Origin of the sequence: Streptacidiphilus sp. EB129 (assembly GCF_041262645.1) — a bacterium.
In the GTDB taxonomy this organism is placed as follows: domain Bacteria; phylum Actinomycetota; class Actinomycetes; order Streptomycetales; family Streptomycetaceae; genus Streptacidiphilus.
This window is the reverse complement of record NZ_JBGCCS010000013.1, coordinates 124,520-140,018: the sequence shown is the minus strand read 5'-3', so window position 1 is coordinate 140,018 and position 15,499 is coordinate 124,520. Positions and strand designations below refer to the sequence as shown.

Here is a 15,499-nt window from a genome sequence, read left to right as displayed (position 1 = left end):
TCTGGCAGTAGGGATGCATAGCATGGCGATTACCAAGCCGCCCCGGCAGTCGAGCGGCTCTTCGGCAGCGCCCGGCTTCGGGGTTCCCCCGGTGGGGATCACCGGCAGCGCGCCGCGGCGTGCGCGCCGCCCCGTGGTGGTCGCCGTGGGCACGATCCTGACCGTGGTCGGAGCACTGGGCGCGTACGCGCTGGTCAACCACGCCGGTGACCGCGTCGCGGTGCTGGCCGTGGCCACGGCCGTGCCGCGCGGGCAAGTGGTCACCGCAGCCGATCTCACGGTCGCCCAGGTTGCCCCCGATCCCGCACTGCGGCCGGTGCCCGAGGCGGACTCCGGCCAGATCGTCGGCAAGACCGCCGCGGTCGACCTGCCCGTGGGCAGCCTCCTGACCTCGGGGTCGGTCCGCGCGGGCACCTCGCTGACCGCGGGCAAGACCCTGGTGGGCGTGCTCGCGAAGCCCGGCGTGATCCCCGCCGGGCAACTGCTCCCGGGCGACAACGTCACCGTGGTCAACACGCCGGGGCCCAACGGTGCGGGTAGCGCTGGCACGAAGACCACGGTGGCGCCGCTGACCATCAACGCGGTGGTGGTCTCGGTCGGCGCCGCGGACGCGAACGGGAACTCGATCGTCGACCTGGCCGCGGATCCGGGCGACGGCCCGCAGCTGGCGACCTGGGCCTCGACCGGCTCGGTGGCCATCACCAAGCAGGCCGGGTCCTGATGGCGGTCATCGCCCTGTGCTCGGCCAAGAGCGGTGCGGTGACCACCAGCGCGCTGGCATTGGCGCTGGCCGCGCCGCGCCCCACGCTGCTGGCCGAGTGCGACCCGGCCGGCGGCACGATCCGCTCCGGGTTCCTGCAGGGCCACAGCACCACCGCCGCGCTCGGACTGCACCGCCTGGCCACCGCCTGGCGGTCCGGAAAACTGGGTGAGGACTTCCACCAGCACATCGTGTCCCTGGACGGCGGCACCGGTCAGCGGCTGCTGCTGCCCGGGCTGACCGACCCGGCGCAGGCCCCGGCTCTGGCCGGGACCTGGGAGCAGCTGGTGCTGTTGTGGCCGGTCCTGGAGGGTGTGGGCACCGACGTGGTCATCGACGCCGGGCGGGTCGTGGTCGACTCGGCCGGGACGCTGTCGGCGAGCCGTTCCCCGGCCGCGTTGCTGCGGCGGGCGGATGTGGTGCTGCTGGTGGTGCGGCGCAGTCTGAACGCTGCGGTGGCGGCGGCGCCGGTGGTGGCCACGGTCCGTCGCGACCTGCAGGAGCACGGCACGGGTGCGGACGCGCTGGGGCTGCTGGTGGTCGACGAGGAGCGCCAGCCGTCGAACAGTGAGCTGAGCACGCATTTGGGTCAGGTCCCGGTGTTCGGTCAGTTGCCCTTGGACCGGGAGACCGCGCGGGCTCTGACCCACGGGCCCAGTGGGCGGGCCATCTCGCCTCGCGCAGAGTTGCTGCGGCATGCCCGGACCGCTTACGAGCAGATCGGGGCGATCGTCAACCGGCGCCGGGTGCAGCTGGATCCTTCCGGCGCGCTCACGTCGGTGTACACGGGGGTGGGCGGCAATGGCTGACACGATGCGACGACCCGACGGCAGCTATCCCCCTCCCCCGCCGCCCCGGCAGCCGGGGCTGGCGCCGACAGCCGGACTGCGGGACCGTTTCGCCGCCGCGCTGCAGCAACCACCTGCGGCCATGCCTCACCCGAACCACGCAGGCACCGGGCCCGCTGCGGTACCCGGAGCAGTCGCGGCTGGCACGGTGACCGCCGGTGTGCTGCCCGTCGGCTTTCCCGTCATCAGCGAGTTGCGGGGCCTGGTCGCCAACCGGATCGCCGCCGAGTCGGCCGGGGTGGTGATGAACGAGGAGGACCGCCGGGTGCGGGGCCGGGCGCTGGTGGTGCAGGTGGTGTCGCAGTGGGCGACGGACTACGCGGTCAAGCACGGCCCGCTGACCCGGCCGCAGGAACTCGCCATCCAGGACGCGGTCTTCGACGACCTGTTCCGCGCCGGCAGACTGCAGCCGCTGCTGGACGACCCGCGGGTGGAGAACATCCTGATCGACGGCTTCGACCAGGTCGAGGTCGACTACCAGGACCGCCCCCAGGCCTCCTATCCGCCGATCGCCGCCAGCGACGCCGACCTGGTCGAGCTGATCAACCAGCTGGCCCGCACCCAGGGCCAGGGCGAACGCGTGCTGACCCCCTCCACTCCGAATCTGAACCTGCGGCTGCCCGACGGCTCGCGCCTGGCCGCCTCCTACGGTGTCACCGCCCGCCCCCATGTGGTGATCCGCCGCCACCGGATCCTGGAGAACCACCTGTCGAACCTGGTCGCGTGGGGCACCATCGACCCGATCCTGGAGGCGTTCTTGCGCGCGCTGATCCGAGCACGCAAGAACGTGATCCTGGTCGGTTCCCAGGGCGTGGGCAAGACCTCGCTGCTGCGCGCGATGGCCCGCGAGATCCCGGCCACCGAACGGGTGGGGACCCTGGAGAGTGAGTACGAGCTGTGGCTGCACCAGCTGCGGCCGAGGGTGGTGGCCTACGAGGCCCGCGAGTCCAACGGGGAGCGCGGACCCGACGGCCGCATGGCCGGCGAGATCTCCCTGTCCGACCTGTTCCCGCAGCTGCTGCGCATGCACCTGCGCCGGGTGATCGTCGGCGAGGTCCGCAGCCGGGAGGTCGTGCCGATGCTGCACGCCATGAACGAGGGCGAGGGCGGCTCGATGTGCACCCTGCACGCCCGCTCCGCGCGCTCGGCCATCGACCGCATCGTCACCCTGTGCCTGGAAGCCGGGATCGGGATGACCGAGACCCTCGCTTACCGGCTGGTGGCCGAGACCCTCGACTTCATCGTCTACATCCGCCTGGTCGACGAGACCGCGCTCCCCGGCGGGGTCAAGCACCGCTTCGTGTCCCAGATCCTGGAGATCACCGGCATCGGCGAAGGCCAGCGCCCGGCCGTGCAGAGCGTGTTCGGCCCGCGCGAGAGCGGCGGCCACCGCGAGCCGCGCGCGGTGCCCGACGTCACCCCGCTGTGCATCGAGGACCTGGTGCGCGCCGGCTTCGACCGCTCCCTGCTCCAGCACCCGTTCGGGGCCTGGAGCCAGCCGATCCGCACGGTGGTGCCGCTGTGACGATCTCCGTAATGGCCCTGCTCGCCGCCCTGTGCGGCGCCCTCGCCACGGTGGGCCTGGTCCTCGCCGTCGCCGGGAGCGTGGGCTGGACCCCGTCGACCGGATCGCGGCGCCGTACCCGGGGCGAGCGCCGACTGCGCGCCGTACTGGGCACCGACCGGTCCGGGGCGCGCACCGCCTGGTGGGCCGCGCGCCGCACCCGACTGCTGGCCGCGTGCGCGGCGGGCGCTGGGGTGTGGCTGGCGACGTCGTGGCTGCTGGGCGGGCTGCTGGCCGCGTGCGCGGTCGGCGGGCTGCAGTGGATGCTCAACCCCGGCCAGGAACACGCCCACCAGATCGCCCGACTGGAGGCCCTGGAGGAATGGGTACGCCGAATGTCCGACATCCACACCGTCGGCATCTCCTTGGAGCAGGCGGTGGTCTCCAGCATCCGCACCGTCCCGGGACCGATCGCGGTGCCGGTGCAGCAGATGGTCGCGCGCCTGGGGGCGGGCTGGAAGCCCGCCGACGCCTACCGGGCCTTCGCGGACGACCTGAACGACTCCACCAGCGACATGGTCGTCGCCCTGATGCTGCTGCACGTCACCGACCGTGGCGCAGGCCTGGGCCGGGCACTGAGGGAGTTGTCCGCGGCCGTGGCGGAGGAGGTGCTGATGCGCCGCAAGGTCGAGGCCGACCGCGCCAAACCGAAAGCCAACGCCCGCTGGGTAACGATCTTCTGCCTGGGCGTCTTCGGCCTGTCGATGTTCTCCGGCTCCTACGTCCAGCCCTACAGCACCCCCCTGGGCGTGGGCGTGCTGGTCGCCCTGGCGCTGGGGTTCGTCGGGCTGCTGGTGTGGATGCGCCGCATGGCCACCATGCGCCCCACCGCGCGTTTCCTGTCCCCGCTGGACCGTACCGGCACCGCGACCTTGGAGGATTCCCGGTGATCGACCTCGCACCCGTCCTGCTCACCGGCGCCACGGTCGGCGCCGGCATCACTGTCGCCGCGGCCGGGCTCATGCCCGGGCGCACCGACCTGGGCGACGTCCTGTCCCGTCTGGACGCGAACCGCCTGGACGTCCTCGAACCGCGACGCCACGCGGGCGCCGTCACGGTCACCGAACGCCTGGGCGCCCGGGTGCTGGCCCAGGTGGGCGAGCAGGTGCTGCGGATCCCGCGCCGCGAACTGGAACTGACCGGGCGCAGCGCGGCCTGGTTCATCGGCAAGAAGCTGACCACCGCCCTGGCCGCGATGCTGATGCCGATGGCAGGGGTGGCGCTGTACACCGCGGCCATCGGCCCGCCCCCGGTCGCCATTCCGCTGCTGGGGGCGTTGGCGTTCGCGGTGGTGGCCTGGTTCCTGCCCGACATCAAAGTGCGTCAGGAAGCCGCCGAGGCCCGCACCGAGTTCCGCACCGCCGTGGCCTCCTACCTGGAACTGGTCGGTCTGGAACGCGCCGCAGACGCCGGCCCCACCGAATCGCTGCGCCGCGCGGCCGAGGTGGGTGACGGGTGGGTGTTCCAGCGCATCCGCGACGCCATCGTGCGCGCCGAACTGGCCGGCATCCCGCCCTGGGACGGACTGCGGCAACTCTCCACCGAGATCGGCGTGCCCGAACTCGGCGCACCGGCCGACATCATCGCCCTGGCCGGCGAAGAAGGCGCCGCCGTCTACTCCACCCTGCAGGCCCAGGCCCGCTCACTGCGCGGCCAGCTGCTGACCGACCAGCAAGCGGACGCCAACACCGCCAGCGAAACGATGGTCGCCCCGGTCGCCGCCCTGGTCATCCTCATGACCCTGTACATCGCCTTCCCCGCCATGATGCGCGTCATCAACAGCTGACAGCCCCATCCCCTTCACCCTCCCCCGTCGACCGACCCGGAAAGGCCCTGCCCATGCACCTCGACCCCACGCTGCAGGCACTGTTCACCGCTGCCCGCCACCGCACCGCCCAACTGCGCGCGTTCGTACGGCAGCGCCAGCCAGAGCCGGACAAGGGCGCGCTGTCCATCGAGCTGGCCCTGCTGGTCGGCGCCCTGGTCGTGATCGCGGTGGCCATCGTCGCGATCCTGATCGCCAAGGCCACCCAGAAGGGCGCCGCCATCGGCTGACACGCCGTCGGCCCACCCAGACCCTCCACCACGCGCCTCAAGGAGGTGAACCGATGCCGCGTCCCCTCACCCTGCCCAGACCCCGAGGTCTGGCGACGGCGGACCATGCTCCGAAGCTCCGGCCGAGGCGCCCTCACGTGATCGGCGACCGGCACGCCCGTACTGCGGATCGCGGGGCACTGTCGCTGGAGCTCGCGTTCCTGGCACCGGTGGTGATGCTGCTGCTGTTCACCACCATCCAGGCCGGCCTGTTCCTGTATGCGCGGGACGTCGCGCTGACCGCCGCCCAGCAAGGAGTCGAGGCCGCCCGCGTCCAGGGAGCGTCGCTCAGCGACGGCGAGGCCCGCACCTGGGACCTCCTGCAACGCACCGGCGGCAGCATCACCGGCCAGAGCGTCACCACCAGCAGCGGCACCCAGGTGCAGATCACCGTCACCGGCCACGTCGACACCTGGATCCCCGGCCTGTCCCTGCCCCTGTCGCAGACCGCCACCGGCGCCAAGGAGGTCCCCGCGCCGTGACCCTCCACCGCCTCCGCCACCTCAGCCGAACCGGTCGGGCGGCTGCGCGCCGCGACGGCGGGGCCCTGTCGCTGGAGCTGGCGATCCTCGCCCCGGCGGTAATCATGATCCTGCTGCTGGTCATCGCCGCAGGCAGGATCTACCTGTCGGGCAGCACCGTGGACGACGCGGCCCGCGACGCCGCCCGCGCAGCCTCGCTGCAACGCAACGCCACCACCGCGCAGGCCACCGCCCTGCAGGTCGCCACCAGCGCCCTGGCAGCCCAGGGGATCCACTGCTCCAGCACCTCAGTCGATGTTCCGGTCGACGGTTTCAACGCTCCCCTGGGGCAGCCCGCCACGGTCACGGTGACCGTAAAATGCCAGGTCAACCTCGCCGACGTGGCATTTCCAGGCCTTCCAGGGACCAAGATCATGACAGGGACGTTCACGTCCGCGATCGACCCGTACCGCCAACGCGCTCTCGGATCCAGGCACCCTGACGTGGTGTCACTGACGACCGCAGGCAACGGGGGTGGGCACGATGGTCCGGATGCGTAGACCCGGGGAGGGTTCGGAGCGTGGCAGTCTGTCGTTGTTCACCGCGATCACGATGGTCGGGATCCTCGCGATACTCGCTCTGGTCGTCGACGGCGGCGGAAGGCTCCAGGCCCTGGCTCACGCCGAGGGCACCGCGCAGGAGGCAGCACGGTCCGGGGCCGAGTCGATCAACGTCGGCCAGGCCGTCTTGGGGCAGGGCATCACCATCGACAACACCCAGGCCATCACCGCCGCCCAGTCCTACCTGCACAGCGCCGGCGTCACCGGCACCGTCACCCTGGACCCGGCCACCAACACCCTCAAGGTGAGCGTCGTCGACCACTACACCCCGCTGTTCAGCTTCTTCGGGTCCACCGACGTCACCGGGAACGGCAGCGCCACCCTCGTGTACCAACCAGGAGGCTGACCTCCCATGACGAACCGTCCCCTGGCCGCACTCCGCGCCCTGACCGCCCTGCTGCTCCTGGCAGTGCTCCTGGCCGGGACGCCGATCGCCCTGCTGCGCCTGGGCGTCCTGCCCGCCCAGTGGCCCACCTGGGCCCAGACCACCCACGCCCTGACCGGCCCCGACAACGGACAACTCTTCCTCGGCGCCATCACCCTGCTCGGCTGGTGCGCCTGGGCCTCGTTCACCCTGTCCCTCGCCGTCGAGACCGCCGCCGCACTGCGACGGCGCAGCGCTCCCCGGATCGCGGCGCTCGGCGCCACCCAGCGCCTGGCCGCACTGCTCGTCAGCAGTATCGTGCTACTCCTGCCCACCACCGGGGCGCTGGCCGCCACGGCCGCGCCGGCCAGCGCAGCGACCCTGCACCTGCCCCACGCCACCACGCGCACCCCGCAGCAGGCCACCCAGCACCTGCACGCCACGCACACCTCGACAGCCGCGTGGAGCGGACTCACCCACACCGTCCGCCCCGACGACACACTGTGGAACCTGGCCGAGCACTACCTGGGTGACGGCATGCGCTGGCGCGAGATCGTGGCCGCCAACCAGGGAGTCGTCCAAAGCGACGGCTCCGCCCTGACCGCCTCGACGAGCCACCTCACGCCCGGCTGGACGCTACGCCTGCCCGCGTCCGCCCACGTCCCCGCCACCAAGGCACACGAGACGCGCGAGGGCCACCACCACACGACCTCTGCCTCACAGCACTCGCACACCGAGGATGGCGGCCCGCTCCACGGGGCCAGCCCCGAACACACGCACAGGGTTCGGCCCGGGGAGACGCTGTCGCAGATCGCCCAGGACGACCTGGGCAACGCCGACGCCTACCCGACGATCGCCGCCGCCAGCACGGGCACCCTCCAACCCGACGGCCGCCACCTCACCAATCCCGACCATATCGACCCCGGCTGGGAACTGACGATCCCCCAGCCCAACCAGACAACCCCCGCACCCACCGCACCGATCAGCAGCACCCCCGCACCCGCGCCGGTCAGTGGCGGCAGCGGTTCCGGTGCCGGCAGCTCTGCCGGGAACACGGCCACCATCCCGCGCCCCGGCACCTCTTCAACCTCCCCAACCGCGTCGCCGGCCCCAACAAGCCCGCCCCCGGCAGCCACCACCTCGCCCTCGGCCGACGCATCCGCGCCGCCGGCGGGAGTCGGCACCGCCACCTCACCCGCGCCCGCGTCGGTACCCCAGCCCTCGACACCACCCGCCACGGCATCGGATTCCAGCCTGCCGCTGCAGGTAGGCGCGGGGATCGCGGCCCTGCTGGCCGCCGGGCTGCTCACCGGATACGGCGTCAAACGCGCCCTGCAGCAGCGCGAACGGCGCCCCGGTGAGACCATCGCGGTCCCTGACGAGACCAGTGCCCTGGAGCACGCCCTGATCCACCAGGCCGAACCACCCACCGCGGAGCTGCTGGACCGGGCACTGCGAACCCTGGCCGCCCGCCTGCCGACCGACACCCCACTGCCAGACGTGGACGGTGCACGGATCACACCCCTGGGCATCCAGCTGCACGCCGACGCAGACCCGCTGGCGCCATTCACCGCCGGCGCCGACGGATGGTGGCAGCTCGACCCGGCCGAGCCACTGCTCAGCGACGAGGAAGCCGACCGGGTCGACCCGCCGTACCCGCTGCTCGCCGTCCTCGGCCGCCAGCCCGAGCACGGCATGCTGCTGGCCGACCTCGCCCAGGTACGCACCGTGCTCCTCGACGGACCCACCGAGCAGGTCCGCGAGGTCGCCCGCTCCATCGCCCTGGACGCCGCCACCTGCCCGTGGGGAGAACAGGTCCAGGTGATGTGTGCCGGAATCACCGACCCGGACCTGCCGGCGATCGTGCACACCGGCCGCGTCCAGCACCTGCGCCGCCTCAGCGAGGCCGTACAAGACCTGGCCGAACTCCTGCTCACCGCCCACCAGGACGCCGATACTCCGCTGCCCTGGCTGCTGGTGGTCGCCGACCAGGCCGACGAACGCGACGCCTGGCAGCTCGCCGACCTGATCGCCCGCGTCCCCCACGCACCCATCGCCCTGGTCCTGGCCGGCGAAGGGCTCGACTCCCTGTTCCCCGACGCCCCACACCTGGACTGCACCAATGCACAGCCCCAACCCAGTCCGGTCCCAGACTCACCCGTCGTGCTGCAGCGCGTCACCGACGCCGAATACCAGCAGCTCATGACCGACCTGCGGACCACCGAACAACCGGCTCGACCGGCCCAGGGAGCCTGGATCCACGTGCCCCACAGCGTGGAGCAACTCGAAGCCGAAGCAGCGCAGCAGGAAGCCGCGCAGGTACCGGACGAGCAGGCGGCCGCCGACGCCGGTGCTGGGCCGGGGCTGACGCCGTTTCTGGCCTTCACCCAGCACCAGGCGTCGCCGGGGGCGGGACCGGCAGCCGTGCCCCTCCTGCCCCCGGCCCGCGCCAGTATCACGGTGCCTGACGCGGACTCACCCACTGCCGATACCGCGCCGGATGGGGCCGTGCCCGACGACGGCGACCGGCAGACTGAGCTCGCGCCCGTACCCGAGCCAGGCCAGGCGCTTGAACATCACGACCCGGCCGATCCGGCGGCGCTCAATGCTCCCGAGATCCTGGTGCTGGGGCCGCTGGACGTGACCGGGCTGGGTTCCAGTGGTCGCGGCCGCCGGCTGGCGGAGTTCGCCGCCTACCTCTACCTGCGTCCGCAGCGCACGGCTGACGCCATCGCCGAGGCCATGGACCCGATGACCCCCTGGGAGCACCGCACCGTGGTGGCCCGCACCTCGGAACTGCGCAAGCTGTGGGGCAACGCCCCCGACGGCACCCCCTACCTGCCCTACGTCTCACGCACCGCCACCTACCCGCGCCTGGTCGCGGTGCGCTGCGACTGGACCCGGTTCCAGCGCCTGGCCGAACGCGGACTCGCCGCCGGCCCCGCAGGCACCGGCGACCTGGAATCCGCACTCGCCCTGGTCCGAGGCCGCCCCTTCGCCGGCAGCAACGCCTCCTGGGCCATGCCCGAACAGCAAGAAATGATCTCCCGGATCACCGACGTCGCCCACACCCTCGCCGCCCGGCGCATCACCACCCACCACTGGGACGCCGCCCGCACAGCCATCGGCACCGGCCTGCACGTCAACCCCACCGCCGAAGTCCTGTTCCGCGACTGGATCACCCTCGAACACCGCCGCGGCAGCCGCACCGAACTCGCCCGCGTCATCACCGAACTCCAGAAAGCACTACGGCCCCTGAACGTCGACATGCAACCCGCAACCCAGGCCCTGATCACCGACATCTACAACCGCGAGCAGCACCACGCGGGAAGTGCCTGACCCCAGCGACAACACCCGCCCACAATTCCACGAGCAGCTGCCCTGCGACTGGGCACGCATCGAGAAACTCGCCGAGCGAGGCCTCGCACGGGGCCCCGCCGGCGTCAGCGACCTGGAAGCCGCCCTCTGCCTGGCCTGCAGGCGGCCCTTCGCGGGCAGTGCAGCCCCCTGGGCGATGCTGCTCCGGCGCCGTGTCGGTTCCGGTGAGCACCCATGCATGCGACCCTGCGCTGCTCGGCCGCCCAGCTGGCGTGTTGCAGGGCTATCAGGTCGGGCGGGATACGCGGCGTGGGCACATGATCCATTGTCGCAGGCGGCACCGACAGGACGCGCGGGCCAGGGCTACGAGATCGGGCCGAGATCCCAGGCCTGCGCGTGCCCGGCGGCGATCGCGTCGATGCGCTTGGCCAGCTCGAAGTCGGCGGCCGTGAGCTTCCCGCCAGCATCGTGGGTGGTGAGGGTGAACCGGACGCCGTCGAACGTGAGGTGAATGTCGGCGTGGTGGTGCGTCAGCCTGCTGATGTCGGCGACGTGGACGATCAGCGCCACCCCGGCGTGGTAGCGGACGGGAAACAGGCGCGTGATCGTTTCGTTGCCCGTCCGCTCCCACAGCGGCACCTCGTCCATCCGCAGCATGATCTCGATCCCGTTCAGTGCCACCGGGTCACTGCTCACGATGCCCCTTCCAGTGCTGGTGCGAGAGCCTGCGCCAGCTCCCGCCCGACCGGGGCATCCTGCCACGGCCGCATCGCCGACGACAGGGCTCCCAACTCCCGCCGCATCCGAGCGCTGCCGGTCTCCACAGCGATCTGCGCCGCACGGGCGCCGATCTCCGCCGCCTGATCGGGGGCCTTGGCCCTGGCGCACACCGTGGCGTGACGGGCCAGCCAGACTCCGGAGTCGCGCCGGCCCACACCGGAGGCGGGGCCGATGACCTGCGTCCAGAGGTCGGCGGCTTCCGCGTGGAGGCCGAGTCTGCCGTAGCAGGTGGCGCGTTGGACTTCGAGGTACCCGGGGGTTCGGCGGCAGGCGTTGCCCCAGGGCAGCTCATCGTCGACGCGGTTGATGAGCCGCCCGGCCTGTGCCAGGAGCTTGTCGACGCTGCTGCGGTCGCCGGTGAGGGACGCGCCGTGGGCCTGCTGCTGCAGCGCCATTACCCTCACCTTGGGGGCGAGGTTGCGGGGGTTCGCGAGGGCCGCCTCGCACAGGTCGGTGACGCCGACACCATCCCCAAGGTCGGTCCGCACGGAAGCGTGGTTGACGAGGGCGTAGCCGACCAACTGGGCATCCCGGGACCGTGCCGCTATCTCACCCGTGACACCCCGCCAGAACGCCGCTGCAGCCAGGTCCCCGGCGTCCTGGTACAGCCAGCCCACCAGCGCCGCATACGCGGCACCGGACCGCAGCAGGCCCCGACGGGTGTCGCCGGTCGCGTTGCGGGACAGGCGATCGATCAGGGAGTACTGCTCCGAGACGGTGCCGATGAGGTCGAGCGGCCCGAGCATCATGTCCGCCCGGTAGTGGCCTTCGAGCTGCTGCTGGAAGTAGGGGATCAGGTCGGGGTCGACTTGCCGGGGCGGGATCGGTCCGGCGGTGAGTGCTGCGGCGGTGGCCGACATGAAGCTGCGGCGTTCCACGTCGTCCTCTGTGCTGTCCACGGGGTAGTCGTCGGGGGTGTCGAAGCCGAGCCGGGTCACGGGCTGCCCGAACGTGGCCTCGATGGCGGCCTGGTAGTCCGCGCGGGGCCAGCCGGGGTCGTTCGACTCCCACTTGCGGTAGGTGCGGACGGCGACGTCGAAGTGGGGGTCTTCCAGGACGCGCTGTCCCGCGAGGCTGATCGCTGCGGCGGCTTCGTTCTGGGAGCGCAGTCCTTGTTTGAGGCGTGCGGCGCGGAGCCGGTTGTTGCCGCCATGGGGTTGATCGTCGCGTGCCACGGGGTCCCCTTGCGTGGTGATGCCGCGAAGATGCCGCACAGATGACGGTGCCGTGCCTCGTGGCCGGAAAGCTCTGTCTCCATGCTGGCGTATGTGAGTACAGGACGTGACCATTTGGTCGCACATTCATCAGCCAGTGGTGTGCCTGCGGGTGCGGGATACGCCGACGCCCAACTCCATGCCCTCGCCTGCATCGTGTGCACCAAGGACGACGGTGAGCTGCTGCCCGCCGGCCACGGCCAGACCGAGGCCCGGCCGGGCGAGCCGCTCACGTGGGCCGTGGCAGCCTGCCCGGAGCACCAGGACGGGGCGTCGTGACCGTGCTGGCCGTCCCGGAGATGATCAGGATCGGTGACGCCTGGCACATCGTAGCGATCCCCGCCACTCGTGGCCGGCCGCTGTTCGACACGCTCGCCGCCGAAGGCCGCCATCGTCTCGGACCCGTCGCCTACTCGGCGAGTTCCGGGCAGACGTACTGGCTGATCCGCGCGGGCCGCCAGTACTACACGTGGCCGCGCGGCTGCCGTCTCCTCACCGCCGGGGTGTGGGTGACGCTGCCCGCGCTTGGCGTCAGCACCCGCCTCGCAACGTGGCTACAGCCACCCACCGCGGACCTCTACGACACAGACCTTCACCTCACCGGCGCCACCTGGCTCGCCGCTGCCCTCGACATCAACCCTGGGGAACCCTCATGAAACTCCACCCCGACGACACCGCCGCCCTCAACGCCTGCTCCTGGGAGGCAGGCACCTGCGGCATCTGCTCGAAGTCCAGGCCGGTGGCCGACGCCGTCGACGTGCCCGCCTGCCGCAACTGCCTGGAGTACAGGCTGTTCCTCGACCGGGACTGCCGGATGCCCCTACGGTCCCTCCCACAGCCCGCAGGCGAGCCACGGTGAACACAAGCCCGGGCAGCGTGTCGTCCACGCCACGCACCGGCGAAGTCGAAACCGAGGGTGCCGGCAATCAGCAGTGAGCGGGCAGGCCCGGTCGGTGCCCGCCGGGCCTGGGGATGGCTGCGTGCCCCGGGAGCCCGGCGGTGTGGGGCCCCGGGGGGACCTGCGGTCAGCTGCAGTTGATGATGAGTGAGGTGACGATGGTGCAGGTGCGGGTCGCGCTGTCGTTGGCGGGGTTGGGGTCGACGGGGGTGCTGGCGGTGCGGGTCGCGGTGACGGCGTAGGGCCAGCCCAGGGTGAGCAGGCCGATGGGCACGGTGAAGGTGCGCGTCGTGCTCGCCCCGTCAGCCAGGGCGCCCAGGGTGCAGATGACGTGGCCGCTGGCCGCCTTCACGAGTTCCGCGGTGAACACGGGGACCTGGAGGTCGGCGGCGGGCAGTGCGGTGGCCACAGTAGTGCCCTGGTCCACCTGGCCGAAGGTCGCAGGGTCGACGCTGGGCAGTGGATCGCCGTACTGGGCCAGCTTCAGCGGCAGGAGGGCACGGACGACCATCGCCCCCACCTCCATCGCCCTGCTGTTCCTGCCCGCCCCGTGGTCACCCACGTCAACCCCGGCTGGGGCAGCGGCACCGTCGGCGTCGAAGTCACCTCCCCCGGCGGCACCAGCGCCCCCGTGCCCGGCGACCACTACACCTACGCCACCGCCGGCCTGAGCTTCACCCTGGCCGCCATCGGCGTGCCCGGCCTGCTGGGCGGCCACATCAACTACACCATCACCGTCACCGACAACGGCCCCTCCGCGTTGACGTCGGCCACCGTCACCGCCACCCTGCCCAGCCCGATGACCGCCACCAGCAGCTGGATCCGGGTCCCCGTGCGGGGCCCGGATCCAGACCTGCCCTCGGTCGCAGTTCGCGCCGTGGTCGGCGCGAGGTGGTCAGTGCTGGTGGCTGGTCACTCGGTCGGATCCGGCCCGGTCGCGTCGGCGTAGCCAGCGGCGGCCGAGCAGGCCGGCGGCGAGGTGGGCCAGCAGGCCTGCGGCGGCGATGGCGAGGCCGGCTTTGGTGCCGAGCCACAGGTGCAGGCCGAGGCCGACTGCGGCCAGCGGGATTGCGGCGAGCCGGACCGCGCGCAGGCCGGCGGGCTGGCGGTTCATCGGGCGGCGCCGCGGGTGGCGGGCTTGGCGGCGGCTGTGCGGGTGGGGGGCTTGGCCGCGGTCACGTAGCGGATCCACGGGTGCAGGTCCCCGGCGCTGACCTCCTCGAAGCGGGCGTCGCGGACCAGTGCCTCCAGCAGGTCGATCGGGTTGTTTTCCATCGCGGGTCCGGTGACGGCGCCGACCAGGTGGCGGCCGACGCGGCCCCTGGGGGGACGGAAGTCGGCGATCATCAGGCGTCCGCCGGGGCGTAGTACCCGGTACATCTCGGCCACGGCCTGCGGGCGTACGGGTGCGGGCAGATGATGGACCATCAGGCTGCTGACCACGACGTCGAACGAGTCGTCGGCAGCGTCGAGCTGTTCGGCGATCCCGCGCTCGAAGGTGCAGTTGGGCTGCTTCGCGGCCAGCTTGCGGGCGTGTTCGACGACCTGGGCGGACGGGTCGATGCCGAGCGCGCTGCCCGCGGGGGAGACGGCCGTGGCCATGCGCTGGGTGAGGTAGCCGGTCCCGCAGCCGAGGTCCAGGGCGCGGTCGCCGGGGCGGGCGCCGCTGATCTCGGCGAGCCGGGTGAAGACGTGGTTGCGGCGGCCGCCGAAGGCGAGCGTCCCGAAGAGCTCGTAGCCCCGGCCGTGGGCGATGGTGATGCCGTCGGTGTCGGTCTGCGGGTCTCCGTGCAGCAGGCGTGCCAGTTCCATACCGTTCCCCAAACTTAGTGGCGACTAAGAACACTGACCTTAGTCGCCACTAAGTTTCCTTGGCAAGAGCCGTTTACGATGACCGGGTGACCTCGCCCACTCCCGCCAAGCCGCGCCGCACCCGCCTCAGCGCCCAGGACCGGCGCGCCTCGATCCTGGACGCCGCGATCAAGGTGTTCGCCGAACGCGGCTACCAGCGCGGCAAAGTCTCCGAAGTCGCCGCCCGGGTCGGCGTCACCGAGCCGGTCGTCTTCCAGAACTTCGGCTCCAAGGCGGCCCTGTTCGCTGCCGTGGTCGACCTCGCCGCCACCCGGATCTGCGCCGAACTCGCCGACACCGTAGCCACCGGGATCCCCGTCACCACCCTGGTGGCCCAGGCCCTCTCCCCCGCCCACCTCGACCAGATGCACGCCCAGGGCTCACTCGGCGTCCTGTTCGCCGACTCAGTGGCCCCCGCCGCCGAACCAGCCGTCGCACAGGCCGGCCAGGCCGCTGTGCGCCGCATCGCCCACGCACTCGCCGACACACTGCGCCACGGCCAGACAACAGGCGACATCCGCGCGGACGCGGACCCCGACGCAGTCGCCTGGCTGCTGCTCTCCCTGATCTCCGCCCGCCCGCTACGGCTGGCCGCCATGCCCCAGGACACCCGCGACCACCTCGACACCGCCATCGCCACCATGGCCGCAGGACTCCTCACCCCACACACGGCACAACCGCCGACACAACACCCACCCACCTGAGCACCCCGCGAACAGCCACACCC

Annotated in this window: 20 protein-coding genes; 15 read left to right on the top strand and 5 right to left on the bottom strand. The window is 72.0% G+C overall.

Going from position 1 to position 15,499, the window contains the following annotated elements; translation table 11 throughout:
* Window positions 1-22 precede the first annotated feature (22 nt).
* From ABH925_RS18180 to ABH925_RS18135, 10 genes are all read left to right on the top strand, one after another.
* On the top strand, window positions 23-721 hold the full coding sequence (locus ABH925_RS18180; RefSeq protein ID WP_370149135.1) for an SAF domain-containing protein: 699 nt from the start codon (window positions 23-25) through the stop codon (window positions 719-721).
* Complete coding sequence (locus ABH925_RS18175; protein ID WP_370149134.1) at window positions 721-1,569, top strand: hypothetical protein; 849 nt, start codon at window positions 721-723, stop codon at window positions 1,567-1,569. Before ABH925_RS18180 ends, ABH925_RS18175 begins: the two co-directional genes overlap by 1 nt.
* The gene (locus ABH925_RS18170; protein ID WP_370149133.1) at window positions 1,562-3,133 is read left to right on the top strand and encodes a CpaF family protein; all 1,572 of its coding nucleotides are present in this window, start codon (window positions 1,562-1,564) and stop codon (window positions 3,131-3,133) included. The genes ABH925_RS18175 and ABH925_RS18170 overlap by 8 nt, the downstream gene beginning before the upstream one ends.
* Window positions 3,130-4,062 (top strand): type II secretion system F family protein, encoded by a 933-nt coding sequence (locus ABH925_RS18165; RefSeq protein WP_370149131.1) that lies wholly within the window; start codon window positions 3,130-3,132, stop codon window positions 4,060-4,062. The genes ABH925_RS18170 and ABH925_RS18165 overlap by 4 nt, the downstream gene beginning before the upstream one ends.
* Window positions 4,059-4,958, top strand: coding sequence for a type II secretion system F family protein (locus ABH925_RS18160; protein WP_370149129.1), 900 nt, complete (start codon window positions 4,059-4,061; stop codon window positions 4,956-4,958). The genes ABH925_RS18165 and ABH925_RS18160 overlap by 4 nt, the downstream gene beginning before the upstream one ends.
* A 53-nt stretch (window positions 4,959-5,011) precedes the next feature.
* A complete protein-coding gene (locus tag ABH925_RS18155; protein ID WP_370149127.1) occupies window positions 5,012-5,227 on the top strand; it encodes a hypothetical protein in 216 nt (71 codons plus the stop codon).
* 137 nt (window positions 5,228-5,364) lie between these two features.
* The gene (locus tag ABH925_RS18150) at window positions 5,365-5,748 is read left to right on the top strand and encodes a TadE/TadG family type IV pilus assembly protein (RefSeq protein WP_370149125.1); all 384 of its coding nucleotides are present in this window, start codon (window positions 5,365-5,367) and stop codon (window positions 5,746-5,748) included.
* On the top strand, window positions 5,745-6,287 hold the full coding sequence (locus ABH925_RS18145) for a TadE/TadG family type IV pilus assembly protein (RefSeq protein WP_370149123.1): 543 nt from the start codon (window positions 5,745-5,747) through the stop codon (window positions 6,285-6,287). Before ABH925_RS18150 ends, ABH925_RS18145 begins: the two co-directional genes overlap by 4 nt.
* Window positions 6,280-6,693 carry a hypothetical protein gene (locus ABH925_RS18140; protein WP_370149121.1) on the top strand — a complete coding sequence of 138 codons (414 nt, stop codon included), beginning with the start codon at window positions 6,280-6,282 and terminating at the stop codon, window positions 6,691-6,693. The genes ABH925_RS18145 and ABH925_RS18140 overlap by 8 nt, the downstream gene beginning before the upstream one ends.
* Before the next feature lie 6 nt (window positions 6,694-6,699).
* Complete coding sequence (locus ABH925_RS18135) at window positions 6,700-10,050, top strand: LysM peptidoglycan-binding domain-containing protein (RefSeq protein WP_370149119.1); 3,351 nt, start codon at window positions 6,700-6,702, stop codon at window positions 10,048-10,050.
* Window positions 10,051-10,392: 342 nt separating this feature from the next.
* On the opposite strand, the gene ABH925_RS18130 is transcribed toward ABH925_RS18135, so the two are convergent.
* Both ABH925_RS18130 and ABH925_RS18125 read right to left on the bottom strand, forming a co-directional pair.
* On the bottom strand, window positions 10,393-10,686 hold the full coding sequence (locus ABH925_RS18130; protein ID WP_370149229.1) for a 4a-hydroxytetrahydrobiopterin dehydratase: 294 nt from the start codon (window positions 10,684-10,686) through the stop codon (window positions 10,393-10,395).
* A gap of 35 nt (window positions 10,687-10,721) precedes the next feature.
* A complete protein-coding gene (locus ABH925_RS18125) occupies window positions 10,722-11,984 on the bottom strand; it encodes a Twin-arginine translocation pathway signal (RefSeq protein WP_370149118.1) in 1,263 nt (420 codons plus the stop codon).
* A 141-nt stretch (window positions 11,985-12,125) separates the two neighbouring features.
* Between ABH925_RS18125 and ABH925_RS18120 the strand changes: the two genes are divergently transcribed.
* The 3 genes from ABH925_RS18120 to ABH925_RS18110 are packed head-to-tail and all read left to right on the top strand — an operon-like array spanning window position 12,126 to window position 12,882.
* On the top strand, window positions 12,126-12,302 hold the full coding sequence (locus tag ABH925_RS18120; protein WP_370149117.1) for a hypothetical protein: 177 nt from the start codon (window positions 12,126-12,128) through the stop codon (window positions 12,300-12,302).
* Entirely contained in the window at window positions 12,299-12,679 is a 381-nt protein-coding gene (locus tag ABH925_RS18115; protein WP_370149116.1) for a hypothetical protein, read from the top strand. The genes ABH925_RS18120 and ABH925_RS18115 overlap by 4 nt, the downstream gene beginning before the upstream one ends.
* A complete protein-coding gene (locus ABH925_RS18110; RefSeq protein ID WP_370149114.1) occupies window positions 12,676-12,882 on the top strand; it encodes a hypothetical protein in 207 nt (68 codons plus the stop codon). Before ABH925_RS18115 ends, ABH925_RS18110 begins: the two co-directional genes overlap by 4 nt.
* Before the next feature lie 166 nt (window positions 12,883-13,048).
* Here ABH925_RS18110 and ABH925_RS18105 read toward each other — a convergent pair whose 3' ends face one another.
* Window positions 13,049-13,432 (bottom strand): hypothetical protein, encoded by a 384-nt coding sequence (locus tag ABH925_RS18105; RefSeq protein WP_370149111.1) that lies wholly within the window; start codon window positions 13,430-13,432, stop codon window positions 13,049-13,051.
* 39 nt (window positions 13,433-13,471) lie between these two features.
* Between ABH925_RS18105 and ABH925_RS18100 the strand changes: the two genes are divergently transcribed.
* Window positions 13,472-13,870, top strand: coding sequence for a hypothetical protein (locus ABH925_RS18100; protein WP_370149109.1), 399 nt, complete (start codon window positions 13,472-13,474; stop codon window positions 13,868-13,870).
* Here the strand turns inward: ABH925_RS18100 and ABH925_RS18095 are convergent.
* The gene (locus ABH925_RS18095) at window positions 13,817-14,035 is read right to left on the bottom strand and encodes a hypothetical protein (protein ID WP_370149107.1); all 219 of its coding nucleotides are present in this window, start codon (window positions 14,033-14,035) and stop codon (window positions 13,817-13,819) included. The two genes, ABH925_RS18100 and ABH925_RS18095, sit on opposite strands and share 54 nt — an antisense overlap.
* Complete coding sequence (locus ABH925_RS18090) at window positions 14,032-14,733, bottom strand: class I SAM-dependent methyltransferase (protein WP_370149105.1); 702 nt, start codon at window positions 14,731-14,733, stop codon at window positions 14,032-14,034. Before ABH925_RS18090 ends, ABH925_RS18095 begins: the two co-directional genes overlap by 4 nt.
* Before the next feature lie 86 nt (window positions 14,734-14,819).
* Here ABH925_RS18090 and ABH925_RS18085 point away from each other — a divergent pair, with 86 nt between their 5' ends.
* On the top strand, window positions 14,820-15,476 hold the full coding sequence (locus ABH925_RS18085; protein WP_370149103.1) for a TetR/AcrR family transcriptional regulator: 657 nt from the start codon (window positions 14,820-14,822) through the stop codon (window positions 15,474-15,476).
* Window positions 15,477-15,499 lie beyond the last annotated feature (23 nt).